25 protein-coding genes are annotated in these 26,866 nt (G+C 54.8%); 11 read left to right on the top strand and 14 right to left on the bottom strand.

Translation table 11 applies throughout. The annotated features are described in order from the left end of the window. Positions 1–2: 2 nt before the first annotated feature. Positions 3–1,052: a dipeptidase gene (locus tag TH4_RS08890; RefSeq protein WP_083997029.1), complete on the top strand. Its 1,050-nt coding sequence runs from the start codon at positions 3–5 to the stop codon at positions 1,050–1,052. 57 nt (positions 1,053–1,109) lie between these two features. Here the strand turns inward: TH4_RS08890 and TH4_RS08885 are convergent, their stop codons facing one another. Then, on the bottom strand, positions 1,110–1,529 hold the full coding sequence (locus TH4_RS08885) for a hypothetical protein (protein ID WP_064780728.1): 420 nt from the start codon (positions 1,527–1,529) through the stop codon (positions 1,110–1,112). 32 nt (positions 1,530–1,561) lie between these two features. Then, a complete protein-coding gene (locus tag TH4_RS08880; RefSeq protein WP_008891479.1) occupies positions 1,562–1,987 on the bottom strand; it encodes an acyl-CoA thioesterase in 426 nt (141 codons plus the stop codon). A 295-nt stretch (positions 1,988–2,282) separates the two neighbouring features. Here TH4_RS08880 and parE point away from each other — a divergent pair, with 295 nt between their 5' ends. Both parE and TH4_RS08870 read left to right on the top strand, forming a co-directional pair. Next, positions 2,283–4,265 (top strand): DNA topoisomerase IV subunit B, encoded by a 1,983-nt coding sequence (parE, locus tag TH4_RS08875; RefSeq protein ID WP_008891478.1) that lies wholly within the window; start codon positions 2,283–2,285, stop codon positions 4,263–4,265. Between the two features lie 154 nt (positions 4,266–4,419). Then, positions 4,420–5,019, top strand: a complete 600-nt coding sequence (locus TH4_RS08870) for a hypothetical protein (protein ID WP_157097730.1) — start codon at positions 4,420–4,422, stop codon at positions 5,017–5,019. Here the strand turns inward: TH4_RS08870 and TH4_RS08865 are convergent. Together TH4_RS08865 and TH4_RS08860 are read right to left on the bottom strand one after the other, a co-directional pair. Next, positions 5,016–5,777 carry an alpha/beta fold hydrolase gene (locus TH4_RS08865; protein WP_064780726.1) on the bottom strand — a complete coding sequence of 254 codons (762 nt, stop codon included), beginning with the start codon at positions 5,775–5,777 and terminating at the stop codon, positions 5,016–5,018. The two genes, TH4_RS08870 and TH4_RS08865, sit on opposite strands and share 4 nt — an antisense overlap. Next, positions 5,774–6,334, bottom strand: a complete 561-nt coding sequence (locus TH4_RS08860) for a hydrolase (RefSeq protein WP_083997054.1) — start codon at positions 6,332–6,334, stop codon at positions 5,774–5,776. Before TH4_RS08860 ends, TH4_RS08865 begins: the two co-directional genes overlap by 4 nt. Before the next feature lie 211 nt (positions 6,335–6,545). Here TH4_RS08860 and TH4_RS08855 point away from each other — a divergent pair, with 211 nt between their 5' ends. Beyond that, the gene (locus tag TH4_RS08855) at positions 6,546–8,363 is read left to right on the top strand and encodes a DEAD/DEAH box helicase (protein WP_064780724.1); all 1,818 of its coding nucleotides are present in this window, start codon (positions 6,546–6,548) and stop codon (positions 8,361–8,363) included. 131 nt (positions 8,364–8,494) lie between these two features. Here the strand turns inward: TH4_RS08855 and TH4_RS08850 are convergent, their stop codons facing one another. Continuing rightward, positions 8,495–8,941: an Rrf2 family transcriptional regulator gene (locus TH4_RS08850; protein WP_008891472.1), complete on the bottom strand. Its 447-nt coding sequence runs from the start codon at positions 8,939–8,941 to the stop codon at positions 8,495–8,497. Positions 8,942–8,945: 4 nt separating this feature from the next. Next, positions 8,946–9,446: a GNAT family N-acetyltransferase gene (locus tag TH4_RS08845; RefSeq protein ID WP_063087257.1), complete on the bottom strand. Its 501-nt coding sequence runs from the start codon at positions 9,444–9,446 to the stop codon at positions 8,946–8,948. Positions 9,447–9,919: 473 nt separating this feature from the next. Between TH4_RS08845 and TH4_RS08840 the strand changes: the two genes are divergently transcribed. Next, positions 9,920–10,399 carry an Lrp/AsnC family transcriptional regulator gene (locus TH4_RS08840; protein ID WP_008891470.1) on the top strand — a complete coding sequence of 160 codons (480 nt, stop codon included), beginning with the start codon at positions 9,920–9,922 and terminating at the stop codon, positions 10,397–10,399. Positions 10,400–10,511: 112 nt separating this feature from the next. Here TH4_RS08840 and TH4_RS08835 read toward each other — a convergent pair whose 3' ends face one another. Then, positions 10,512–11,849, bottom strand: a complete 1,338-nt coding sequence (locus TH4_RS08835; RefSeq protein WP_064780723.1) for an MATE family efflux transporter — start codon at positions 11,847–11,849, stop codon at positions 10,512–10,514. A gap of 540 nt (positions 11,850–12,389) precedes the next feature. Between TH4_RS08835 and TH4_RS08830 the strand changes: the two genes are divergently transcribed. The 3 genes from TH4_RS08830 (at position 12,390) to TH4_RS08820 (ending at position 17,044) form a co-directional block, all read left to right on the top strand. Then, positions 12,390–13,088 (top strand): alpha/beta hydrolase, encoded by a 699-nt coding sequence (locus tag TH4_RS08830; protein ID WP_064780722.1) that lies wholly within the window; start codon positions 12,390–12,392, stop codon positions 13,086–13,088. Positions 13,089–13,388: 300 nt separating this feature from the next. Beyond that, positions 13,389–15,089 (top strand): methyl-accepting chemotaxis protein, encoded by a 1,701-nt coding sequence (locus tag TH4_RS08825; protein ID WP_064780721.1) that lies wholly within the window; start codon positions 13,389–13,391, stop codon positions 15,087–15,089. A gap of 254 nt (positions 15,090–15,343) precedes the next feature. Beyond that, complete coding sequence (locus tag TH4_RS08820; RefSeq protein ID WP_064780720.1) at positions 15,344–17,044, top strand: methyl-accepting chemotaxis protein; 1,701 nt, start codon at positions 15,344–15,346, stop codon at positions 17,042–17,044. A 95-nt stretch (positions 17,045–17,139) separates the two neighbouring features. Here the strand turns inward: TH4_RS08820 and TH4_RS08815 are convergent, their stop codons facing one another. The 7 genes from TH4_RS08815 to TH4_RS08785 form a co-directional block, all read right to left on the bottom strand. Beyond that, positions 17,140–17,718: a YceI family protein gene (locus TH4_RS08815; RefSeq protein WP_064780719.1), complete on the bottom strand. Its 579-nt coding sequence runs from the start codon at positions 17,716–17,718 to the stop codon at positions 17,140–17,142. A 1-nt stretch (position 17,719) separates the two neighbouring features. Further along, entirely contained in the window at positions 17,720–18,274 is a 555-nt protein-coding gene (locus TH4_RS08810; RefSeq protein WP_064781020.1) for a cytochrome b, read from the bottom strand. Positions 18,275–18,379: 105 nt separating this feature from the next. Further along, complete coding sequence (locus TH4_RS08805) at positions 18,380–18,973, bottom strand: YceI family protein (protein WP_064780718.1); 594 nt, start codon at positions 18,971–18,973, stop codon at positions 18,380–18,382. A 300-nt stretch (positions 18,974–19,273) separates the two neighbouring features. After that, the gene (locus TH4_RS08800; RefSeq protein WP_064780717.1) at positions 19,274–19,723 is read right to left on the bottom strand and encodes a DUF2155 domain-containing protein; all 450 of its coding nucleotides are present in this window, start codon (positions 19,721–19,723) and stop codon (positions 19,274–19,276) included. A gap of 8 nt (positions 19,724–19,731) precedes the next feature. Continuing rightward, entirely contained in the window at positions 19,732–19,974 is a 243-nt protein-coding gene (locus tag TH4_RS08795; RefSeq protein ID WP_008891461.1) for a hypothetical protein, read from the bottom strand. Between the two features lie 132 nt (positions 19,975–20,106). Then, complete coding sequence (gene mlaD / locus TH4_RS08790; protein WP_064780716.1) at positions 20,107–20,559, bottom strand: outer membrane lipid asymmetry maintenance protein MlaD; 453 nt, start codon at positions 20,557–20,559, stop codon at positions 20,107–20,109. A gap of 201 nt (positions 20,560–20,760) precedes the next feature. Further along, a complete protein-coding gene (locus tag TH4_RS08785) occupies positions 20,761–21,123 on the bottom strand; it encodes an NADH:ubiquinone oxidoreductase subunit NDUFA12 (protein ID WP_008891459.1) in 363 nt (120 codons plus the stop codon). A gap of 950 nt (positions 21,124–22,073) precedes the next feature. Here TH4_RS08785 and TH4_RS08775 point away from each other — a divergent pair. From TH4_RS08775 to TH4_RS08765, 3 genes are all read left to right on the top strand, one after another. Next, positions 22,074–25,778, top strand: coding sequence for a vitamin B12-dependent ribonucleotide reductase (locus TH4_RS08775; RefSeq protein ID WP_008891457.1), 3,705 nt, complete (start codon positions 22,074–22,076; stop codon positions 25,776–25,778). 98 nt (positions 25,779–25,876) lie between these two features. Then, complete coding sequence (locus TH4_RS08770) at positions 25,877–26,446, top strand: isochorismatase family protein (RefSeq protein ID WP_064780714.1); 570 nt, start codon at positions 25,877–25,879, stop codon at positions 26,444–26,446. Positions 26,447–26,576: 130 nt separating this feature from the next. Further along, a complete protein-coding gene (locus tag TH4_RS08765; protein WP_008891455.1) occupies positions 26,577–26,786 on the top strand; it encodes a DUF3185 family protein in 210 nt (69 codons plus the stop codon). The last annotated feature ends 80 nt before the right edge of the window (positions 26,787–26,866 follow it).

Genomic DNA, 26,866 nt, shown 5'->3' with positions numbered 1-26,866 from the left:
CCATGACTTCCGCCACCACACTGAGCTTCGCAACACCCTTCGCCCCGGCCGACAGCAAACTTGCCAATTACCAACGTCGGCATATCCCGTCTTTCACGTGGGATGCGCATGCCTGCCTGCCGCTTGATGAAAAGACGCCGATAGACCTGCTTGATACCTATGTTGCCGGTCACATCGACTATGTCTGTGTCAATGTCGGCATGGATATGAACAGCGTTGCCCATATCCTGCGCGTGATCGCCGCCTTCCGCGCCAAGATCGCCGCCAACCCCGACAAATACATGCAGATCGAAAGCTTTGATGATCTGGCGATTGCCAAATCCAAGGGCCTGCTGGGCGTCGGGTTTGATCTTGAAGGCTCGGTCATGCTCCAGGACATGCCCGAAATGGTGCCGGTCTTTGCCAAGCTGGGTGTGAAGCAGATCCACTTTGCCTATAACCGCAACAACTCGGTCTCCGGCGGCTGTCACGATGTCGATATCCCGTTGACCGATCTGGGTGTTGAAATGGTCAAGGCCGTGAACACCAGCGGCATGATCATGGATTGCTCCCACACCGGGCGGCAAAGCTCGCTTGATATCATGCGGGTCTCATCCAAGCCGGTCGTGTTCAGCCACGCCAACCCCAAGGAATTGGGCGGTCATGAACGCTGCATCGACGATGAACAGATCAAGGCCTGTGCCGATACCGGTGGCGTGATCGGCATCTGCGGATTCCAGCGCTTCATTAAATCCAAAAACGCGCCCGAAGTCCCTGACATGATCCGCCACATCAAATATGCGGTTGATCTGGTCGGGGTTGATCATGTCGGCATCGGGCTTGATACCATGCCATCGGTCGCCGGCACCAACGACTTCCCGGATGGCGTCGACAAGGACTTCTATTGGCCCGCCGCCAGTGGCTACGGCCCCGGCGCAGGTGGTGCTGCGGTGTTCGATCCGCGCAAGCTCCCTGCCCTTGCAGATGCCCTGATTTCGATTGGTTATTCGCCCGATGACGTCAATAAAATCATGGGTGAAAACTTCATGCGTGTTGCCAAGGCAAGCTGGTAACAACGTGCTACACTCTGCCCCGGGCTTCGGCCCGGGGACTTGGGCAGAGGTTTCGATCTAATTTGAAACCGTCACAGATTGCCCAGCCTCAACAGGCAGTTCGATCCTTAACTCTGCACCGCCAAATGCGTGCACCAGATCACCGGCCCTGAGTGTAACACCTGTGATATCGGGTGGGATCGTCACACCGGATAGAGAACGGGTAAAGGGCTGCTCATTGACATGTGGATGGGCCAGAACCCGTTCCCCAATGATCACGCCATCCGGCCCGATCACCTGCCAGACATTGGCATAATGATCCCAACCGGTATCCTCATGCGCCACGGTCACATCAAACCGATAGGTATCTGCGCCGGTCTTGGTCACCTTGGCGGCAACCAAATCGGCCTCGCCCGCGTCGGCTAGCATGGGAAACAACAAAGCCCCGCAGACAAGAACCGGACGGGTCAACAGCGTGGACACAGTGCGGCTCTGCATGGCGGGGCTCCTGAATTTGATCTCGCGAGGGCTTAGGCGTCTGCCTCATCCTTGCGTACCGGGCGCGGCCGACCTTCGGCGTCAATCGCGACAAAGGTAAATGTCGCCTCGGTCACCTTGATGCGTGGCGGTTGATTGCGGCGGAGCACCCAGGATTCGAGATGCAGCACAATCGATGTATTGCCGATCTTCTCGATGTCGCCATAAACGCAAACTGTATCGCCGACATAAACCGGGCGATGGAACGTCATGCCGTCCACTGCGATGGTCGCAACACGCCCTTCGGCGACCTGACTTGCCATCACGCCACCGGCGATATCCATCTGCGACATCAGCCAACCACCGAAAATATCGCCACTCGGGTTGGTATCGGCGGGCATGGCAAGGGTTCGGGTGCAAAGTTCACCGCGCGGCATCGTGCTTTCCGCAAGAAGGGATTGATCTTTCTCAGTCGCCATCAGGCTCACTCCAGTTGGCGGCACGCCTGTTACGGCACGCCATTTTTTTATTGGACCTCCCGGTCGCGGTTTTCTGCGTCCAAGCCCGGCAAAATTATGATCAGAAGTCGCGACCATCACTTGCATTGGATTCAAAAACACATTTTTATGGTCGGTGCGCACCGATCATCTGGTACGAACCGATAAAGATATGGTACTCGTTTAGCGCCGAGGCTTCCAAGACCATAATATCGAAGAACAGATATACGGTATTGGACCTTGTTTTAACACAATAAAAGAAGTTGCGTTCCGGGGCATGACCGACCTTTTTGAAGATTCAAACCAGTCCACCGATAAAGCCTATTCCGCCAAGGATATTGAAGTTCTCGAGGGCCTTGAGCCCGTCCGTCGACGCCCCGGTATGTATATCGGCGGCACCGATGATGCCGCATTGCATCATCTGGTCGCGGAAATTCTCGACAACTCGATGGACGAAGCGGTTGCTGGCCACGCCGACTGGATCGAACTGGAATTGCAGCCAGACAATACTGTGCTGGTGCGCGATAACGGGCGTGGTATTCCGACCGACCCGCATCCGAAATTTCCCGACAAATCCGCACTTGAGGTGATCCTGACCACCCTGCACTCGGGCGGCAAGTTCTCTGGCAAGGCCTATGAGACCTCGGGCGGTTTGCACGGTGTCGGTATGTCGGTGGTGAACGCGTTGACCGACAAGTTCCGCGTTGAAGTCTGCCGTGATCGCAAGATGGTGTTTCAGGAATATTCCAAGGGCACCCCGCTGGGGCCACTTCAGGATGGCGGTCCGATCAACAATCGTCGTGGCACCACGGTTATTTTCAGACCCGACCCCGAGATTTTCGGCACCCGCGCCAAGCTCAAGGCAGCGACCATCTTCCGTATGGCGCGCTCCAAGGCGTATCTCTACAAGGGTGTTGAAATCCGCTGGTCGGTTGACCCGTCGCTTCTGACCAGTGACGACCCGACCCCGCAGCAGGAAGTCCTGAAGTTCCCGAACGGCATTCTTGATTACCTCGAAATGACGCTTGAGGGCCGCGAGATGGTCACAGACCGTCCTTTCGCAGGCGAAGCAAAGTTTTCTGAAAGTGCCGGGCGTGTTGAATGGGCGATTGGCTGGCCGGAAAGCGGCGAAGGCTACTTCCATTCCTACTGTAACACCGTCCCGACCCCGCTTGGCGGCACGCACGAGGCCGGTTTCCGCTACGCCATCACCAAGGCGATCAAGGCCTATGGCGATATGCTGGGGCAGAAAAAGGCCGCTGCCATCACCGCTGAGGACGTCTTTGGCGGCGGCTGTATCATGCTGTCGGTATTTATTCCCGATCCGCAGTTCCAGGGCCAGACCAAGGAAAAGCTGGGTACCCAGGGTGCAACCAAACTGGTTGAAACCGCGGTGCGTGACCACTTTGACCACTGGCTGACCGGGGATACCGAAAACGCCAAGCGTCTGCTTGAACGCATCATCCTGCGCGCCGAGGAACGTCAGCGCCGCAAGGAGAAAAAGGAAACCAAGCGTCAGTCGGCGACCCGTCGTCTGCGCTTGCCGGGCAAGCTTGCCGACTGTTCGCGTTCAATCGCGGCTGGCACTGAAATCTTCCTGGTGGAGGGTGACTCTGCAGGTGGTTCTGCCAAACAGGCCCGAGACCGCGAAACGCAGGCCGTCCTGCCGCTGCGCGGTAAGATCCTGAACGTTGCGTCGGCGACCTATGAAAAGATGATGGCCAACCAGGAAATCAAGGACATGATCGAAGCCTTTGGCTGCGGTTCGGGATCCGATTTCCGGCTGGGTGATCTGCGCTATGAACGCATCATCATCATGACCGATGCTGACGTCGATGGCGCACATATCGCATCCCTTCTGATGACCTTCTTCTATCAGGAAATGCCTGGCCTGATCGAAAACGGCCATCTGTATCTGGCGATGCCGCCACTTTACCGCCTGACCCAAGGTGGCAAGTCGATCTACGCCATGGATGACGCCGAAAAGGAAGTCATCCTCGAAACCGAGTTCAAGAACCCGAACAAGGTCGAGATTTCCCGATTTAAGGGTCTGGGTGAAATGCCGCCGCAACAGCTGCGCGAAACCACCATGGCACACAAGAAACGTACACTTCTGCGTGTTACCCTGCCCGATGCAGCCGAACCGGATGCCCGCGGACAGACCAAGGATCTTGTGACCCGCCTTATGGGCAAAAAGCCGGAGCTGCGCTTCCAGTTCATTCAGGAACACGCCCGCTTCGTCGAGGATATCGACGTCTGATCGGCATCTCGAAATACCAACAAAACCCGGCCTTTGTGCCGGGTTTTTTGTTTTCTACCCTTAAAAATCGGCGCAACCGCGTGACTTTGGCAATTTCCCGACAATATCTAGGGATAGGTTCTTTGGTCTCAGCAAGCCTGAAAGGATGAAAGTCATGTCCGCGCCCGCATCGCGACTGTCAAAATTGACACGCCCGTTTTCAATCGCTGTTGCTGCAAGTGGTCTGCTTGCGCTTGCCGGTTGCAACATCGCCGTGATCGAACGTGCCCATTATGAGGTCACCGAAGTCGACAGCTTCCGGACAGCCGGCGCGCCAAGCCGTGTGATGATGCTTGAAATCGTTGATGCCAATAACACCTTCACCGATGATTTCTGGAGTGCGGCCATGTCAAACCATGGCTACCCGCCGCGTCTGCGCTTTGTCACTGATCCGGCCGACATTGCAGATGGGGAAACCATCAAGCCGGAAAACCGTATGGTTGCCGTCGTCAATCCGGAACAATCCACCATGCGGGGCAAGCTCTGCACTGACCCAAAATCTCTTCCCATGGATGATACAAGTGATCGCGTTACGGTCCGTTTCGGCTTCTGTGTCGGGGATAAAATCATTTCGGAAACCCGCGCACACTTCAATACGGCCCAGTTTGCCGAACAGGTCGAAAACAACGCTGACACGGTCAACTATCAGCTCTTCCCGCGTCATATGCGCAACAATGACGATCGTTATTGCAGCCCGTTCTTGCCAAGCTGCTAACGCACCAAAAGCCCTGCTAGTGACCGGGCAAACTCGACGGGCTGCTCAAGTGGCACATAATGCCCCGCACCTGCAAATTCCTGGTAGGTCGCACCAGGGATGGCATCGGCCATTTCCCGCTGGCTTTCAGGGCTTATAATCCGGTCATGCGTACCGACAACAACGCTGCATGGCACGGCAATATTGCCAAGATCCGTCATGCTGTCCGGACGGGTCGCAACCGCATGATTCTGTCGTTCAAACACACCTACCCCGCATGCGTCGCCCATTGCAGTCAACAGGGAAACCAACCCGGCATTACTGCGGTTATCGGGGTGAAGCATCTCATCAAGCATGCCGTCATTGACCGCAACAAACGGCGTCTTGCCCGCGACAATGCGCGACAGCAACAAACGACGACGTCGCACCGCCTCGCTGTCAGACGTTGCCCTTGTATTGACCAGCATCAGGTGACTGACGCGTTCCGGGGCCTGACGCAGGATTTCAAAGGCGGCATAGCCGCCCATCGACATCCCCACCAGCGCAAAGCGATCCGTCGCGGTTTCAAGCACTGCACGCGCCATATCCGAAACCGTATCCTGATCAAACAATTCACAGAATACCGGTTTAAGTGCGGGCTTGGTCGGATCATCAAGTTCGTCATATGCGGCAACTGCGGGATGCCACATACGCTGATCGGCAAGCATGCCTGACAAAAACACAACGGGCACGCCATCACCATCGACGTGCCCGGTAGCCTTCTTTGAGGTCGAGCTCATTTAATCAGCGCGCTCAGTTCCTTGAATTCCGGCGTACCTGCCACCCGAAGCCATTCAAACATCACGCTTTCGCGGGTTACGATTTTGGCGCCAGCATCACGCATGCGCTCAAGCCCGAAAATCTTGTCATGCTGGCTGCGCGATGTCACCGCATCGGAGACGACATAGACCTCCCGACCGCGTTCGATCAGGTCCATCACCGTTTGCAGCACACAGACATGGGTTTCCATGCCCGCAACCACCACCTGATCACGACCCTGATTTTCTTCCATCTTTTCGATAAAGCCATCGGCCGGAACGGCGGAAAATGCCACCTTGGAAACGACATTGCCGCCATCAGTAGCATCACCCGGCTTTTCCAGAAGGTCGACAATCGGTTTGGCCGTATGTCCAAGACCCTTGGGATACTGTTCGGTGACGATCACCGGCACCTCAAGGCGATTGGCGCATTTGATCAGAAAACAGCAATTGGCGATGATCTGATCCGGTTCCAGACAGGCTGGATAGAGTTTTTCCTGAACGTCGATTATCAGCAAACTTGAACGGGTTGCGTCCATCAGCACTGTTTTTCTCCCCGAGTATGAGCTGTTGTGGCAGATTACGCTGTCAAATTGTTGCAAACAAGCCTCTCAAAGCCCGCCGAATGGGTTTTCCAAGGCAATTAAGCGGCGTTTTTCTTGACTTAATTAAGGGTTGGCTTTACGACGCAATCAGATTTCTAGCGATCCGCTTAACCTTAACGCATTTCTTTGCGGGAAAACGAACCATATGAATTTCGCCGATCTCGGTCTGAGCGAAGATATCCTCAAAGCCGTCGCAGACGCCGGCTACGACACCCCAACCCCGATCCAGGCCCAAGCTATTCCGTCGGTGCTGATGGCACGCGACATTCTGGGCTGTGCGCAAACGGGTACGGGCAAAACGGCCAGCTTCACCCTGCCGATGCTTGATATTCTCCATCATGGCCGGGCCCGCATGCGGATGCCGCGTTCCATCATTCTGGAACCCACCCGCGAACTGGCCACCCAGGTTGCTGCAAACTTTGACACCTATGGCAAATATATCTCGCTGTCCAAGGCGTTGATTATTGGTGGCGAATCTGCTGCCGAGCAAAGCAAGGTCCTTGAAAAAGGTGCCGATGTCATCATCGCGACCCCGGGCCGCCTGATTGATACGTTTGAGCGCGGCAAGCTGCTGCTGTCTGATTGCAAACTGCTTGTAATTGACGAAGCCGACCGCATGCTCGACATGGGCTTCATTCCCGACATCGAAAAGATCGTCAACATGCTGCCCAAGCAGCGCCAGACGCTTTTCTTCTCGGCGACCATGCCCAAGGAAATCAAACGCCTTGCCGACAAGTTCCTGTCCAATCCCAAGGAAATCACCGTATCGCCGCCTTCGACGATGGCAACCACGGTTGAACACAAGCTCCTTGTCCTGGACGATTTCGACAAGCGCGAAGCCCTGCGTCGCCTGATCCGCGCCGAAGATGTCCGCAACGCCTTTGTGTTCTGCAACCGCAAAAAAGACGTCGACATCCTCTATAAATCGCTGACCAAGCACGGCTTTAATGCTGGTCGCATGCATGGCGATCTGGCGCAAAGCGAACGTACCGAAACGCTGGCAAAGTTCAAAACCGGCGAGATCACCTTGCTCGTCTGCTCGGACGTGGCCGCACGCGGTATTGACGTCGCCGATGTCTCGCACGTCTTTAACTTTGATGTGCCGTTCAACGCCGAGGATTACGTCCACCGTACCGGTCGTACCGGTCGCGCAGGCCGTGACGGCAAAGCCTTTACCCTGGCCGTGCCAGAGGATGGCAAGCTTGTTGCTGCGATCAACAAGTCCATCAATATGGACATCCCGCTGACCGAACTTGAAGGCATCGAGACGCTGGAGCTGGACTTTACCGGCAAGAAGCGTCGCAACAAGAAAAGCCGCAAGCCCACCAATACGCGTGACGACAAACCCGCCCGTCCGGCAAGATCGGATAAAAAGGAAGCGGTTGCTGACGCCCCGTCACCGGCCAAATCCGAGGCACAACCGCAAAAAGACGCAGATGCCCCCAAGGCACCGGCACGCGACGCACGTAATAACGCGGGCAACACTGATCGCAACCGCACCGAGCGTCCGGATCGGACCGAGCGTAATGATCGGAATGACCGTAACAATCGCAACAATCGCCGTGACCGTGACGACCGCGATGACAAAACAGTCATCGGCTTTGGCGATCACGTTCCAAGCTTCCTTCTGACCGAAGTGCCGGCCTCAAGCCTTGGCAAAAAGCCTTCTGACGACGAAGAAGAAGCACCGAAAAAGACCACCACGGCCAAGCGCAAGCCTGCTGCTGTAAAGTCGAAATCAACGACGGCCAGAAAGCCGCGCCGCTCGACCAAAAAGGCCAGCGACGAAGCACCGGCAGAGGATGCTGCCCCAGCAGCAACCGAGGCACCGGCAGAAACCGCAAGCGACGCAAAGTCTGACGCTGCACCGGCCAAGGAAGTCAAAAAACGCGCACCGCGCCGTCCGCGCAAGAAAGCTGCCCCAAAGGCAGAAACGGCTGACAAGGCTTCGGTTCCCGCCTAGGCATCAGCAGAACCGGCCCCGGCAGAGAGCGAGAGCTAAGCCCGCCGCGCGTTCGCAAATCAAAAAGGCCGTCAGAGCAATCTGACGGCCTTTTGTCTATCTGGTGTATGTGTCTGTGCTTGGTTTAAGCGTTAAACCGCGCGGAACAATCCGGTGGATGTCGGTTTTTCCGGGCGACGTTTGCGCATCAGTTTCAGCATCGTCTCGATCGTGATCGACAGCAATGTGGCATGGGTGATCTCTTCGATCTCATCCATCACCATCGAAAGCGCCGCACCGGCATTGGTATTCTGCACGATGCTGTTGGACGGGCTTGTGCCGACCTCCTCAAACAACTGCACAACATCCAAAAGTGTCGTGCGCTTGGCATTGCCACAGAAACGATAACCGCCACCCGCACCACGGACCGATTCAACCAGCCCCGCCCGGCCCAGATCACGCAGGACCTTTGCCAGATGGTTGGTCGAAATATTGTAACGCTCGGCAATTTCCGATGCCGAAAGCTGGCGGTCGGTATCTTCGGCCAGTTCCAGCACGGCATAGAGGGCAAACAGCGTCGCCTTTTGCAAGGACATCATCGGCTTATTCCCCCTCTTCCATATCTGTTTCCAGCTGGATGAACGGCCCCGCCATCATGCCCTGCGCGCGGAAGAACGACATCAAATCAGTCGCATCGCGCGGGATCATGGTGCGGATTTTGGTCACCCCGGCCTTGCGGAAACAGCGGCAGATTTCGTTATAAAGGATGGTACCGATCCCGCCCATGCGCAGGTCCGGTTCGACACTAACGGTGCCAACCCAGCCACACGGCACGGAATTGAATTCCCACGACCGGACTTCACCGAAAATGCAGCCCAGAAGCGTTCCGTTTTCTTCGGCAATCAGGAAGAAACGGGAATCCTTGCGGTTGCCATAACGGGTAAACAGATCGTCCCAGTAATCCGGCTTGCGCAGTCCCGTGGTCCGGTCATCAAGATCGACAACATTGGCGAGATCTGCCTGAACCGCCGGACGAATATTGATTTTGTGCTCGCCAATTGTAACCAGGTTATATCCCGGCGTGTTTTGCGCAGCGTCCACCATACGTGCCTTTCAGTATATCGGCTGCCAATGTCAGACCAGTGTCAGACAGTGCCAACCTCCCCCGGGCTCCCGGCAGGAGAATAATCACAATCGAAATAAGTAAATTGGTACGATTATACTACACTGCCCGGATGGCACACGGCAACGATAACTTCCGCTGCAGATGCTCACAACTGCAGGCATTCCAAGGAATTGAAGGTCATACTTGCATTGCTTGCCTGTTGCAAGTCTTTGGCATGGACGATGCGGCTATGATCTGTTGCACCGCATTGCGATCATATACAGGATTTCAACGTAAAAATTGCACCGTTTGGCGACGCAAAGATTGACAGAAACGCGAAGTCATGGCTTATCGCGCAGCAGAAATTATGTACGCCCGGTCGGGAATTTGGCAAAATCCACCCTTCCGAAAATACGGTTCTCCGGGCGAATTTCGGCCCGTTATCTTATCGTCCAAAGGAGTGTGGCACGCTATGGCGCGCAACGGTTTCGACGCAATTGATCGCAAAATTCTTCGTGAAATTCAGGAAGACGGTCGAATCTCCATGGTCGAACTAGCTGACAAGGTCGGCCTGTCCGTTTCCCCCTGCCTGCGGCGTCTGCGCAAGCTCGAAGAAAGTGGCGTCATCCGCAAATATGTCGCCCTTTTGGACCCGGCCCATCTTCGCCTTGGTGTGAATGTCTTTGTCACCGTATCGCTGACCCAGCATGACGAACCGTCGCTCCGCCGCTTTGAAACGGCCGTGCAGGAACACCCGGAAATCGTTGATTGCTATGCCATGGTCGGCAATCAGGATTATATGATGCGTATCGTTGTGCCGGACCCGGCCGCCTATCAACGCTTCCTGTCCGAAGTCATGATGAAGCTGCCCGGTGTTGCCAACATGAAATCAAGCTTCACGCTTCACGAAGTCAAAAACAGCACCACCCTGCCGGTTGCTGACGCCGACTAACATCGGACAGATGCCTGCCATCACGATGTGACAGCGAAACAAGCCAATCTGCCACCGTCATCCCCGCGAAGGCGGGGACCTCGATCAGCAAGTGCCGAACCCGACAAGCGCTCTACGCCAAAGCCTGACGCTGCTTGGGAATGATCGTCGGGAACAGCACTGCCAGTGTCAGCCCGCGTAGCAGGAAGAAGCCGTTAAACGCGGCCCACAGGAAATGGTTGCTGCCCATCACCACGGCCCACCAGGCAAAACCGGCATAGACCGCGACTGACAGCAACATCATGTTGCGCCAATGCTTGGTCTGCATCGCGCCCAGAAACACCCCGTCAAACTGAAAGCCCAACACCCCGGTAATAGGCAATACCACCGCCCACATCAGATATTCATAGGATGCGCTGCGGACCTCAGGAATGCTGGTCAGGGCATCTATGATCCACGGTCCCGATGCGGCAAACAGGGCAGCCATCACCACGGCTGAAACAATCCCCCAAACAGTTGTCTTGCGCACCGCCCACAGGAACTGCTTGCGCTTTTCCGCGCCATAGGCCTGCCCGACAAGGGTTTCTGCCGCATGGGCAAAACCATCAAGGGCAAATGACCCGAACATCAGGAAGTTTTGCAAAACCGCGTTGGCGGCAAGCGTCACCTCGCCAAACCGGGCGGAGAAGCTGGTAAACAGTGCAAAGGCCGATGTCAGCGCCATGGTGCGGATAAAGATATCGCCATTAATCTTCATCAACCGGGCCAGTTGCGCACGATCAAAAAGACCAATCCCGCGCCATGTCCCTCCCAGTCTTTTCAGATGCGGCTGCATCAAAAACCAGCCCAGCACCACCCCCGAATAATCGGCAATCACCGTGGCACCGGCCACTCCGCGCACGTCCCAACCGAATCCCTGCACAAACAGGATATCTAGGATGATGTTCAGCGAATTGAGAACCACCTGAAAAATGAACACAGCCCGGCTGTCACGCATCGCCAGCAACCAGCCCAGCATGCAATATTGCATCAGCGTCGCAGGCGACGCCCAGATCCGGACATGGAAATAATCGCGCGCGGCGGCCTCGACCGCCGGTGTCGGCGCAATCAGGCTCATCGCCAGTTCAATGATCGGCCATTGCAACACCATCACCGCCAAACCGGCAACCACAGCAATCAGGGCCGCGCGGGCAAATACTGCACGCACACCATTTGGATCGCGACGTCCATAGGCTTGTGCCGCAAGGCCCGTAGTGGCCATGCGCAAGAAGCCAAAGCTCCAGAACACATAGGAAAAAATAAGCGCGCCAACCGCAACCGCCCCGATATAATGCGGACTATCGAGATGCCCGACCACAGCCGTATCGACCGCGCCAAGCAACGGAACAGTTGCATTGGAAAGAATAATCGGCAGGGTCAACGCCAGAACGCGTCGATCACCCTTGCCGAACCAGCGGCGCGTGCGGTTCATTTGGACCTCGGTCTATGGATCATGCTGTGGGGCATCCGGGCGAACCGGAAGAATTCTTGTGGCACAGATTACCAGGCGGCAAAAGGCACCTTTTAATGACCGGCTGTCCAAAAAATCCACATCGTTAACTTTTTGTCCCACTTCATGCAGCTTGTGCGCGAATTGCCGCCGAAAATCTGCCCCCATAATCGGGTGCCTGCCACAGGCTGCCCAAACACCAAGAACAGGAAAATCAAATAACTAGTTGTTTTTATTTACTAAAATTAACTACAGAACATCTGAATCTTTTAAATTAGAAAACTCAAAAAATCTATACTGAGGAATAAGCACCCACGACCAAAACTGATGTTTTTGACATTTTACAGGATAATTTTCCCCAAACCTGCTTTTCCATCCACAAAGTTATCCACAGGTCATGACGGTTTATGGGTTTCCTGCAATCACGGCAGTCCAGGAACCTTTGGTTTTGTGACAAAAAATGCTGGTGGTCAGTCGGTTGCATTGCTAAGCAGGTGCAAAGGGAAATTCAGGAAAGCACGCATGAGCACCGACACATTGTTATCTGGTCCGGCCAAACCGGCTGCCTCGGGCACCACCAAAAGCGTTGTCATCTTTCTGCATGGCTATGGTGCGGATGGAAATGACCTGATCGGTTTGGCGCCGCATCTGGCGCGCGCACTGCCCGACACCACCTTTTATTCACCAAACGCGCCCTTCCCGTGCGAAATGTCGCCGTTCGGACGCCAATGGTTCAGTCTGGCCGAATATGATCCCGAATTCCTGCGTCGTGCGCCGGAAACGATGTCTGGCGCCCTTGCTGCCATGGCCGAAGGTGCACGCAAAAGTGCTGCCTATGTCGATGACTTCATCGATCACGTCATGGAAACGCATGGGGTGTCTGCGGACAAGGTCGCACTGGTTGGCTTTTCGCAAGGAACGATGATGTCCCTGCAAACCGCCCCCCGGCGTGATGATGAAATTGCCGGCGTTGTCGGCTTTTCCGGTGCATTGCTTGGCGAACAGACGTTTGGCGCTGAAATCAAATCCCGTCCGCCGATGGTGCTTGTCCATGGTACTGCCGATCCGGTGGTACCGATCGAGGCATCGCGTCTTGCCAAGGATACGCTTGCCGCCAATGGCATTGAAGTCAGCCTTCATGAACGCCCTGGCCTGCAACATGGCATTGACGAAGAAGGCCTTCGCATTGCCGCAGGATTTTTGACAAAGGTGCTTGCCTGACCCCACGGGTTTGATCCGTCGCAAGACATTTAAAAAGGACATCTGCAATGATCGCAGATGTCCTTTTCTGATTCCTGACCGAACCCTGTGCAACGCCACTTGTCTGCGCCTGCATGGGCCAATGTTGTCGCACCGCAACAGGCACAACTTTTGATTAGTGAATTTCCGCAACAGGGCTAAATATTACTATACTTTTTGACAGGTAACTGTTTTAAAATATACGCGCATCAAGGGGTGAGGAAAGGGTGCCATCCCCCTGACACCGCTGCTGAAATGGCAACATACACGGGTACAGATCACATGTTACAAAACATCAAGATCAGCAAGAAGGTCGCGAGCCTGACCTTGCTGTCACTGGTTGCACTGCTTGTAATCTCGGCGCTGGAACTTTTTGCATTGCGGGAAGCCTTGCTTGAGGACCGCAAGGACAAGGTTAAAGCCACAACCACAATGCTTGTGACGGCTGCACAGTCCTATCAGGACCTGGTCGATAGCGGCGACCTCAGTCAGGAAGAAGCCGTAACCGAATTTTACCGGGTTGCTGCGGCCTCCAAGTTCGACGATGGCACGGGTTATTTCTTTGCCTATGACAGCAAGGGCGTCAACATGATGCATGCGGCCAACCCCGCCCTTGTCGGCAAGGATCTTAGCAAACTTCAGGACCCGAGTGGTTCCTTCATCATTCAGAACATGCTGGATGTCGCCAAGGCCCCGGCGGGTGGGTACTTCACCTATCTGTGGCCAAAGCCAGGCCACCCCGAAGAAGACCTTTTTGAAAAACAGTCCTTTGCCGCAACCCTGCCCTGGGGCGACGTCATCGGTACCGGCATCTATATTGATGATGTCGATGCAGCGTTCTGGGAACAGGCGATTTTCGTTCTGGTCGTCATCGCGATTGTCATCGCGATCATGCTGGCCGTTTCCTTTGCAATTGGCCGCAACATCACGGTCGGACTTAGCAAACTTTCAAGCCGCATGACCGAAATCGCCAGTGGCAAACTTGAAGGCGAAATCGAAGGTCAGGACCGTGGTGACGAAGTTGGTGACATGGCCCGCACCGTGGTCGCCTTCCGCCAGCAGGCGCTTGAAAACCAGAAACTGCAAACCCGCCAGCAAGAGCTTGAGGCACAGGCCGACAAGCAACGTCGTCAGGACATCACCGATATGGCCGACAGCCTTGAATCGCGTGTCAAAGGCTTGATCCGTTCGATCTCGGGATCGATCACCGAAATGAAAAAAGCCACATCCTCGATGGAAGAAGCCAGCAACACCAACAGTTCTCTCTCTGCGGCTGTAGCGTCTGCAACAACCCAGACCTCGACCAACGTTCAGACGGTGTCTGCCGCGACCGAGGAACTGACCGCATCCTCCGATGAAATCGCCCAGCAGATTTCCCATTCCGCAGAAATCGCCAATCAGGCCAACGAACAGGCCACCCGCACCAACCAGACCGTTACTGGTTTGGCCGATGCGGCCCAGAAGATTGGCGATGTTGCCAAGCTGATCGGGGACATCGCCGAACAGACCAACCTGCTGGCCCTGAACGCCACCATCGAGGCCGCACGTGCCGGTGACGCTGGCAAAGGCTTTGCCGTGGTCGCAAGCGAGGTCAAAAACCTTGCCAACCAGACCGCCAAGGCGACCGAGGAAATCAACCAGCAGATCCTCTCGGTTCAGAATGAAACCGGCGAAGCGGTTGAGGCGATCCGTCTGATTTCCGAAACCATCGCGCAGGTCGCCGATAGCTCAACCGCGATTGCCGCCGCTGTCGAAGAACAGCATGCCGCCATTGGCGAGATTTCGCGCAACGTTCAGCAGGCTGCTGATGGCACCAGCGAAGTTTCCCAGCGGATCGAGACCGTAAACGAAAATGCAGGTCGCGTATCGTCTGGCACCAGCCAGTTGGCCCAGTCGGCCGAAAAACTGGTCGACGAAGCAAAGTCGCTTGACGAGGCGGTTGAACACTTCCTTGCCGATCTGCGCAAACGCGCAACCGACTGATCCGCATCAACACGCAAACCATCCGAAAGGCTAGGGCAGAAATGCCCTGGCCTTTTTTGATGGCTCCAAAACTTATAAATGACATTCAGTCAATATCTTAAACCGATACTGCACTCCCATCAGTAAGTGCTACCTCGACGTTTGACTATACATAAACCTACACTTTAGGATAATCTCTCTTGCATATGATCTGAAACTACACCAATATATTCGTATATTTTGATCAACACGGCCTCGTCTGGCGGAGAAACCATATGCTTGGCAATCTAAAGATTGGTTACAAAATCGTCATCTTGTCTGTCATCGCGCTCGTGGGCGTCATCGTCGTTGGCGGGCTTCAGCTCTCCACCCTGCGCGATGCACTCCTTGAAGACCGCAAGGACAAGATCCGGTCCACCACCAACTACATCACTTCAATCGCGCAGTCCTATCAGGACAAGGTTGATGCTGGTCTTCTCAGTCAGGAAGACGCGATCACCCAATTCTACGAGTTGGCCGGTGCTGGCAAATATGACGGCAAGATCGGATATTTCTTTGTCTTTGCGACCAACGGCATGACCGAAATGCATGGCGCCAATCCAGCGCTTGTCGGCAAAAGCCTGAACGACGCACAGGATTCCCAAGGCAATTATTTCATCCGCAATCTGATCGCGTCCGGTAACAAGGCAGGCGGCGGTTTCTCGTCCTATCACTGGCCGAAACCCGGTGAAGATGAAAAACTGACCTTCGAAAAGCTGTCCTTTGCCGAACCCCTGCCCTGGGGTTCAATCATCGGTACGGGCATCTATATTGATGACGTCGATGCGGCTTTCCGTGAACAGGCAACATTTGTTGTCATCATTGGCGGTGTCATTCTGTTGATCCTGACCCTGGCCGGGCTGGCCATTGGTCGCGATATTACCGGCGGACTTAAAACCCTTTCCGCCCGGATGCGGATTATCTCGTCAGGTGATCTTGAAGGCGAAATCGAAGGCCAGGGCCGCAAGGATGAAGTCGGCGACATGGCACGCACCGTGGTTTCTTTCCGCGAGCAAGCACTTGAAAACCGCAAGCTTCAGGAAAATCAGCGTGCGCTTGAAGAACAAGCCGAAGAAAACCAGCGTAAAGCCGTGATGGAAATGGCCGATTCTCTTGACGTCAAGGTCAAGGGCCTGATCAGTTCGATCTCCAGATCGATCAAGGACATGCAATCGGCCACCGATGAAATGCGCAGCGCGACCAACATGAACAGCGAATTGTCGGCCGCTGTTGCCTCGGCAACCACCCAGACATCAAGCAACGTTCAAACCGTCTCCGCCGCGACCGAGGAACTGTCTGCATCCTCCGATGAAATCGCCCAACAGATTGCAACCTCGGCGAACATCGCCAATCAGGCCAATGAACAGGCGACCCGCACCAACCAGACCGTTACTGGCCTGTCCGAGGCCGCACAGCGGATCGGCGACGTCGCAAGTCTGATTGGTGACATTGCCGAACAAACCAACCTGTTGGCCCTGAACGCCACCATCGAGGCCGCCCGTGCGGGTGATGCCGGCAAGGGCTTTGCCGTTGTGGCAAGCGAGGTAAAAAACCTTGCCAACCAGACCGCCAAGGCGACCGAGGAAATCAACCAGCAGATTCTGGCTGTTCAGAACGAAACCACCGAGGCGGTCGATGCCATCCGTCTGATTTCCGAAACCATCGCCCAGGTCGCTGACAGCTCAACCGCGATTGCAGCCGCAGTCGAAGAACAGCACGCCGCCATCGGCGAGATTTCACGCAGCGTTCAGCAGGCAGCTGATGGCACGCGCGAAGTATCCGAGCGCATCGAGACGGTTAACAGCAACGCCGGCAAAGTATCTTCGGGCACCAACCAGCTTGCCAGCACGGCCGAAAAACTGGTCTCCGAGGCAGTCGCCCTTGATGACGCTGTTGAGGCCTTCCTCGATAACTTGCGCAAAAGCGCAACCAAATAAACGCACACACCAAATAATTCAGGACACGTGCAAAAAAGCCGCCCCGGAGCATCTCCGGGGCGGCTTTCTTTTGGGATGGTCAAGCGTGTGCCGAGTTACGGACGCATGGCCTCGATCTCGATTTTGATGGTCACAGCGTCACCAACCTGTGACGTGTCCTGCCATTGACCCTGCCCAACACCAAAGTCCGTGCGGTTAATCGTCACCGTCCCTTCGGCTTCGGCCTTGTTGCCTTCGATCTCAAGATCAAACGGCAAGGTTACTTCGCGAGTGACGTCACGGATCGTCAAATCAGCAACCGCTTCGTACTTGCCCGGCGCAATTTCGCTAAAGGACTTGGTGGCAAACTTCGCGGTCGGCCATTGTGCCGCATCAAACCAGTCTGGCGAGACGATCTGACTGTCACGGTCACCATTGCTGGTATTGACCGATGCAATATCAATCAGAACCTCGACCGAGGACCCGGCAAGATCATCGGGTGAAAAAACGATATCGGCTTCAAAGGATTCGAACTTGCCTTCAAACGCCGCACCAAGCTGAGTACCCGTAAATTCAATTTCGCTGTCGTTTGCTTCCACCACCCATTGGTCGGCGGCCAGTGCTGCCCCGGAAAAACCGGCGATGGTCGTGGCAATTGCCAATACAGGCAGCATTTTGCGTTTCATCTGAAACATGTCAGTTTTCCTCGAGTTTGCCGGGCAACATACGCCGCAATGTCGCGTCGCGATCCCAAAAATGATGTTTGAGTGCCGCCAGAAAATGAACACCAACCAGTCCGGCAACCGCCCAGGACAACAACCAGTGCACCGTGCGCAAAGTTTCAAACAGTTCCTGATTGGGCGACACAAGATTGGGCAAGGTAAACATGCCAAAGACGCTGACAGGGAAGTTCGCAGCCGACGACATGGTCCAGCCGGTCAACGGCATGGCAAACATCAACAAATACAATCCCAGATGCCCAGCCTTTGCCGCCAGACGTTCGATCTGAAGTTTGCCAAGCTCATGCGGGCTTGGTTCACTTACGCGCCAGATAACGCGCAGGATCACCAACGCCAGAACCGTTATGCCAAGTGACTTGTGGCGCGATATCCATTCCAGCTTTTCCATCCCCAGCGGCAGGAAATCCATGTACCAGCCAATGGAAAAAACGCTGATGACAAGAAGCGCCATCACCCAGTGAAAGGTCTTGGTCACCGCGCCAAAGGCGTGCTTCGTACTACGAATTGTCATAACCGGCTTTCCTTGCTGCCTGCCCATGTCTTGCCCGGGTCTGAAATGTGATGTGCGCCGCAGCAAATTTGCCACAGCGCACACCCGAAATCCAATAAAGCCGGATTACTTCTGCTTCAGGAATTCCGAAGAAATCTGAAGCGTTACCTCGTCACCAACGCCCGGCACGAGGAAGTCCATGCCGTAATCCGTACGGGTCACAACACCGTCTGCCGAGAAACCGACAACTTCATCACCGGTCATCGGATGGGTGCCTTCACCGCTAAGGGTAACGTCAAGAACCAGCGGCTTGGTTTCGCCAAGAAGGGTCAGGTCGCCCGTGACGGTTGCCGCATTGTCACCAACCAGCTCAACCGAGGTGCTGGTAAAGGTCGCAGTCGGGAATTCTTCAACATTGAAGAAATCGGCGGTTTTCATATGGTTATCAAGCGCCTCGACACCACTGTCGATCTGGTTGAGATCAATCTTGATGGTGGCAGATGATGCCGACGGATCTTCGCGATCAAGGGTCAGCTCGCCGGTAACACCGTTAAAACGACCCTGATAATCGGAGAAACCAAGGTGGTTCACGATGAACAGAACACTGGTGTGGGTCGGATCCAGTTTATAGGTGTCGGCCGCCTGGGCCGAGAAAGCTGCACCGGAAAGACCGGCAACGACTGCCAGCGTTACGCCAGCTTTTTTAATCGAGTTAAACATTTTAAATTCCCTCATTTTCACAAGGTGCAAAGGCTCATTGCACCGCAATAAATCGTGACGTGAGGATGACAGGCCTACCCGGCGCTCTCAAGCCAACGAAACCGCAACACATATTTTCGGTTTTGGAAACAATAGCAAAAACATTCGCCATATTCTTGACAATATAGCCCCAATCCCATCGAGGCGGCCGTTCGCGATACCGTTGGTTTTTCGCCAATCCTGCAAAATCATGCAGCCGCACCACAAAAAAAGCTGACCACATTTGCGGTCAGCTTGTTGCCAATCTGGATATGATCGGATTTATGGCTGCTCCGGGGCGGCCTGGCCTTGCGGGGCGGATTCGCTGCCATTGGCATCGCCCTCGGCCGGATCAAGACATTCTTTCAACCACACATCATAGACCGGATGTTCAAGGGCCGACAAACCGGGACTTGATGCGAACATCCAACCGGAAAACAGATCTTTACGGGGTGTGTTGCCTTCTTCGCGAATGTCGGCAATATCAAGGAACGTCGCACTTTCCGGGAGCTCTTCCGGGGGTGTGCGATAACACGCATCCACCCGGATTTCGAGTGTCCCGAAACGCGCAACCTGCCCTACTGGCACTTCAAAGGTCGAAATGCGGGCAGTAATTTTATCAAGCCCCTGCAGTTGGGCAACCGGGGCCGGGCGATAATCAAGCGCCGAAGACGCCGTTCCGATCATTGCACATGTCGAACAAATCGCGGCAATCGCAAAGGATCGTTTCATTGTGGTCTTCAGTCCTGTTCGTCGCTTTTGTTATAGGGATTATGCAGTTCGGCAACCAGATCGCGCATCACATTACGGAACTGTTCTTCGTCACAGCCCATCAGAAGTGCATCTTCAAGCGCGTCCTGCATGATCTCGCGCAGTTCACCGAAATTGTCATTGAGAACCTTGATCTTTTCCACGCACGACAGCGGCGAGCCATCGCTGGCCTGCCAGGTAGGAAAGTGATCAACATTTCCGGTCTTTTTCATCAACCGCTCCGACATTTGGGGCAAGACAGGTCTCTGTTCGACTTTGACCGACGCCTCGCTGCGTTCTCTGCGTCGCACCTTGCTGTGCAATCCCGGCAAAATCATGGCCGCTTGTCGCGGGCCTCTGATCAATCAATTATCGCTGTTGGTCGAAGAATAGATAACCTGACCAATAAGATCTTCAAGGTTTACAGACCCTTGGGTGAATTCAATTTCGCCACCGGCCTCGATCATGTCGATATCCCCGCCCGGCTCAAGCGAAACAAATTTGCCACCCAGCAACCCGTCAGACGCAATCTTGGCAGAACTGTCCATCGGCAAGGCCAGATCGGATCGCACCGACATCTTGACGACCGCCATATATGTATCGGGATCAAGTTCCTGGGCGGTCACCGTTCCGACGGTAACACCCGAAACGCGAACGTCATTGCCAACAACAAGACCATCAATGCGATTGAAGCTGGCCATGATTTCATAGCCGTCCACCGTACTGATCCCGGCGCGTGAATAGGAATAGGCCGCAAAACCGACCGCAACAGCGATCACGGCAGCACCGGCAATAGTTTCAATCAGTCTGTTGCTCATCGACCTTATCCGTTCTGTATCTCTTTGAGACTTAGGGTCTGGACCCTATACTGTATTGCCCCGCCCCGAAAAACAACCACCCAAAAGACAACCGCCGCAAACGGGCCATCGGGAAACAGAATTCAGGCAAAACATGTCCAAAACACAAACGGGCGCGAGTTGCCCCGCGCCCGCCTGTTAATGGGTATTCTTTCGGATCAATCAGCCTTCCGGTGACCAAGCCTGATAGTCACCAGTCGCCGGTGCACGCTTGCCGCCACTATATTCATGGCCCTTCGGACGATAGGCATGCTTGGTGCCCGTCAGGTTCGGCTGGTGTTCTTTCTGCCAGTCATAACGGTCTTCGGCCTTTTCAGACAGCGGCGCATCAAGGGTGTAATGCAGCCAGGCATGCCATTCAGCCGGGACCTTGGATCCTTCGACGACACCTTTGTAAACAACCCAACGCTTGGTGCGACGACCCTTTGCCGGAGTCTTTTCGGTGTAATAGGTATTGCCGAAACGGTCTTCGCCAACGCGCTTGCCAAACAGCGCAGTATAAATACGGGTGCCGACGGTGGCCATGTTGGGTCTCTCTCCAGATCTGGTTTGTCCGCCTGCTTTACGCGATGGCGGCAAAAGGCAGTACAGCGTGTTTGGTGATACACCCTGTCAATCAAGTGACTTATATGTCGTGATGTTCGTGGAAAGTCAATGTTTCAGGGCCCCCGGCCTCAACAATCCCAAGACAATTTATATCTGTTGGCAAACCGGCTCCTCGCCCTGCCCCGCCCACGAATAAATCAGGGCCCGCCTTTGATGGAAATTTCCGTCTGAAAACAACCCACAACTGCTTGTAGGGCGACGACTCTTTGATCCATCTACATCTGGGGGCTTTGTCCACCTCCTTATCCACAATGCGCCCCATATATGTAGTAGGCCGCAAAGCTTGATACCCCTGCCTTTTCACACAGATCCGAAACAAGACTTTCATATAAATATCAAACTGTTATCATTGGTTTCCATGCTACGAAAAACCATGTGGTGCCTAATTTTCAGCTTGGCACTGGAAATGGAATGAAAACGGCGTTAGCTTGATCAAACGTTGGGTGGGTTTAACGCGTTCCCACACAATATGTAGTCCGAGTCTTAGGACCGACACACAATCGCGCTGCGAGACAAATCGCAGTTTTCCGGGCCTCCCGGACCGATTCAGAGATTGTTAACGAGAATCCCACCAGCATCGAATCAACAAGACAGCAATCGACCCACTACATGTTGTGGTAAAAATTACTGTCAACCACAAAGATTAGTGGACTGTGGCGAAATTTTGCCATTATAGTCTTTCCCACGGACCGGATGGTTCCAAGGGGGGACCAAACCACCGAATACCCATACCTGCGGGCTCTGGAAATGCTGGAAAATATCGGCATCAGGGGCAGCGCAAGAGCATTGAGCAAACTATATAAAGTCAGGCGATGTTGGCGCATCACCAGATAGCGCCCTGTTACGTCTGATCAGAACCGGAGCAGACCATGCGGATTACCAGAAAATTCACTCAGGAAGGTGTCAGCCCTTACGCCGACATCGAATTTCGTAAGTTGTCATCTGTCATCAAAAACCCGGATGGTTCCGTCGTTTTTGAGATGAATGACATCGACATGCCCGCCTCCTGGTCACAGGTCGCGAGTGACGTTCTGGCACAGAAATATTTCCGCAAGGCCGGTGTTCCGGTTGCCCTTAAACCGGTCAAGGAAAAGGACGTCCCGTCCTGGCTGTGGCGTAAGACCGCTGACACCGCCAAGCTTGACAAAATGCCGGCTGAAAAACGCTACATCAGCGAAACCAGCTCGACCCAGGTCTTTGACCGTCTGGCAGGCACCTGGACCTATTGGGGCTGGAAAGGCGGCTATTTTGACGCCGAATCCGATGCGCAGGCTTTCTTTGATGAAATGCGCTATCAGCTCTCCCACCAGATGGGTGCGCCGAACTCGCCGCAGTGGTTCAACACTGGTCTGCACTGGGCGTACGGCATTGATGGCCCGGCACAGGGTCACTCCTATGTTGATTTCAAAACCGGCGAACTGACCAAATCGGCCAGCTCGTATGAGCATCCGCAGCCGCATGCCTGCTTCATTCAGTCTGTTGCCGATGATCTCGTCAACGAAGGCGGCATCATGGACCTGTGGTCACGTGAAGCCCGTCTGTTCAAATTCGGCTCCGGTACCGGTTCTAACTTCTCCAACGTACGTGGTGGCGGTGAAAGCTTGTCTGGCGGCGGTCGTTCTTCCGGCCTGATGAGCTTCCTGAAAATTGGTGACCGCGCTGCTGGCGCCATCAAATCGGGTGGCACCACCCGTCGTGCTGCCAAAATGGTTGTCGTTGATATCGACCACCCGGACATCGAAGAATATATTGATTGGAAAGTCGTCGAAGAGCAGAAAGTTGCTGCCCTCGTCGCCGGTTCCAAACTGGCTGAAAAGCACCTGACAGCTGTTCTTGCTGCTTGCACCAACTGGGACGGTGCCGCTGACTCCGAAGATCGCTTTGTACCGCGCGCCAACCCGCAGCTCAAAGAAGCTGTCTTGGCTGCCCGCGCTGTGATGATCCCGGATTCCTATATCAACAAGATCATCGAATTCGCCCGTCAGGGCTTCACCGAAATCAGCTTCAAGACCTATGACACCGATTGGGACTCCGAGGCATACCTGACCGTTTCGGGTCAGAACTCGAACAACTCTGTTCGTGTGTCGAACGACTTCCTTCAGGCTGTTCTTGATAACGGTGACTGGGAACTGATCCGCCGTACAGATGGCAAAGTTGCCAAAACCATCTCTGCCCGCGATTTGTGGGACAAGGTCGGTGAAGCTGCCTGGGCGTGCGCAGATCCCGGCATCCAGTACGACACCACGATCAACGAATGGCACACCTGCCCGAACTCGGGTCGCATCAATGCGTCCAACCCGTGCTCGGAATACATGTTCCTTGATGACACCGCATGTAACCTTGCATCGCTGAACCTGATGAACTTCCGTTCTGATGATGGCGGCGTGGATATCGAGGCTTACGAACATGCTGTCCGTCTGTGGACGGTTGTTCTCGAAATCTCGGTTCTGATGGCACAGTTCCCGTCTGACCGTATCGCAGAACTCTCCTATCGTTACCGTACCCTTGGTCTTGGCTATGCCAACATTGGCGGCCTTCTGATGAGCATGGGCATCCCGTATGACAGCGACGAAGGCCGTGCGATTGGCGCATCCCTCACCGCGATCATGTGTGGTGTTTCCTATGCAACCTCGGCTGAAATGGCCAGCGAACAGGGTGCGTTCCCGGGTTATGCCGACAACGCGGCTGAAATGCTGCGTGTCATGCGCAACCATCGCCGTGCCGCTTATGGCGAACAGGAAGGCTACGAAGGCCTGTCGATCAATCCGGTTCCGCTGGTTGCGGCTGACAGCCCCTATGCCGATCTTCCGGTTGCCGCCCGTGCAGCCTGGGACAAAGCGGTCGAGCTTGGCGAAAAGCATGGGTATCGCAACGCCCAGACCACCGTTATCGCGCCGACCGGCACGATCGGTCTGGTTATGGATTGCGACACCACCGGTATCGAGCCTGACTTCGCACTCGTGAAGTTCAAAAAGCTTGCTGGCGGCGGTTACTTCAAAATCATCAACCGCACCGTTCCGGTTGCGCTTGCAACGCTCGGCTATACCGAAAACCAGATCCGCGACATTGAAAAATACGCGGTTGGTCATGGCACCCTGGTTGGCTCGCCGTCCATCACCCATGATGACCTGAAAGCCAAGGGCTTTGACGACGACGCCATTGCCAAGGTTGAAGGTGCGCTGAAGAACGCATTTGATGTCAAATTCGTCTTCAACAAATACACCTTTGGCGATGATTTCTGCGTCAACCAGCTCGGTCTGGATGCCAAGGCAATCAACAGCATGGACTTTGACATGCTGGCCGCCCTCGGTTTCGATAAAAAACAGATCGAACAGGCAAACACCTATGTCTGCGGCGCGATGACCCTTGAAGGTGCCCCGCATCTGCGTGACGAAGACCTTGCTGTCTTTGATTGTGCAAATCCGTGCGGCCGTATCGGCAAGCGTTACCTCTCGGCTGAAAGCCACATCCGCATGATGGCCGCGGCTCAGCCGTTCATCTCGGGTGCGATTTCCAAAACCATCAACATGCCAAGCAGCGCAAACATCCAGGATTGCAAAGATGCTTACATGCTGTCCTGGCGTCTCGGCCTCAAAGCCAACGCGCTGTACCGTGATGGTTCGAAACTCAGCCAGCCGCTGAACTCCGCCCTGGTAGAAGAAGACGATTACGCCGATCAGCCGACCGCTGCCAAGGCAGCCCAGGCGTCCGAGCAGATCGTTGAGAAAATCATCGAACGCGTCATTCGTGGCGATCGTCGCTCCCTTCCGGGCCGCCGCAAAGGCTACACCCAGAAGGCGACCGTTGGTGGACACAAGGTTTACCTGCGCACCGGTGAATACGAAGACGGCAAGCTTGGTGAAATCTTCATCGACATGCACAAGGAAGGCGCTGCATTCCGCTCGCTGATGAACAACTTCGCAATCGCGGTGTCCATCGGCCTGCAATATGGCGTGCCGCTCGAAGAATATGTCGAAGCCTTCACCTTCACCCGCTTCGAGCCGTCCGGCATGGTTTCCGGTAACGATGCGATCAAGATGGCAACTTCCATCCTTGATTACATGTTCCGCGAACTTGCGATCTCCTATCTCGGTCGTAACGACCTGGCCCACGTTCAGCCGTCCGACATCCTTCCGGATGCCGTTGGCGAAGGTGTCAGCGAAGGCGACCTTGGTGAAGAAGCCAAGAAAACCGGCGATCAGGCGATTGAAACCATCCGCAAGGTGGCATCAAGCGGCTTCGTGCGTCGCAACCTCTATGTGGTTGATGGCGGTGTTCAGACCGAAGAACGCGTCGTGGAAGTCAAATCCACCGGCACCGACGGTCATGGCCACAGCCACGAAACCACCGCAAGCGCGACCACCGCTGCACCGTCAGCACCGCAGAACAATGCGATCCTGACCACCAGCGAAGAAGTCATCGCCAAAACCGATGCCAAGATGGAACAGATCCGCGAAGCCCGCATGAAAGGCTACGAAGGTGACGGTTGCCCGGATTGCGGTAACTTCACCCTGGTGCGCAACGGCACCTGCCTGAAATGTGACTCTTGTGGCGCGACCACCGGTTGCTCCTAAGGGGTCTGTCCCTTCCGAACATCTGATGTGATCAGCAGACCGGCCGGGGATTTCCCGGCCGGTTTTGTTTTTGGCCCATTTATTGACGGAGTATTCTCATGTCCCTGCCCGTCCTCGACAACGACACCGCCCTCATCGTCCTTGATGTGCAAAAGGCCATTGATGATCCGCGCTGGAATTCCAAAAACAATCCCGGCTATGCCGATGTGATTGCAAAGCTGTTGTCGGAATTTCGCGCAAGAAACCTGCCCGTCATTCACGTGCGCCACGAAGAAGCCAACCCGGCCTCAAGCTTCTATGTCGATGGCCCCGGCCAGCCGTTCAAGGACGAAGCATTGCCCATCGACGGCGAAACCGTGATTGCCAAACAGCAAAACTGTGCCTTTGTCGGCACATCACTTGAAAAACATCTGCATGACCACGGCATCAAACGCCTGATCTTTACCGGTGTGGTTATCCACAATTCCATGGATGTCACCATCCGCATGGCACATTGCCTTGGCTTTGAAAACTGGCTGGTGCTTGATGCCACCACCGCGATTGATGTGACGGACGCTAACGGCAAAACTTTCGCGGCACAGGATGTGTTTGATCTTTATGCCGCTGTGCTGGCCTCGGAATATTGTTCACTGACCCAGAGTTCTGATGTGATTTCCGCATTGTCCTGATCGAACATGACCCGTCGGGAACAAGCTTAAGGATCGTGCGTTATCTTTTCTGTTCAATATGTTGGCGCCTGCCATGCCCCCTTGCACAGGGCGGTGCCAACCAAAACAGATAAAGACAGGAGCAAACATCATGTCCCTTGGCCGTATTCTGGGCGTTGTCGCCCTTGTAGTCGGTGTTGCCCTTTTGGTGACGGGCTATAACGCATCCGAAAGTGCTGTTGATCAGCTTTCGGAAACCTTCCTTGGCCGCTATACCGACGAAACGGTCTGGTATCTGATTGGCGGTATTGCCAGCGCGATCGGTGGCTTGCTGTTGCTCATCATGGGTGGCAAACGATAAGATTTCCGCCACTGTCCACGGCACACGCCCGTGGGCAGTGGCATCAATTCCCCGACTATCCTCTCTATCCTCATCAGACC

Source organism: Thalassospira tepidiphila MCCC 1A03514 (assembly GCF_001662875.1).
Taxonomy (GTDB): Bacteria; Pseudomonadota; Alphaproteobacteria; order Rhodospirillales; family Thalassospiraceae; genus Thalassospira; species Thalassospira tepidiphila.
This window is presented reverse-complemented; position numbering and strand designations above follow the sequence as displayed.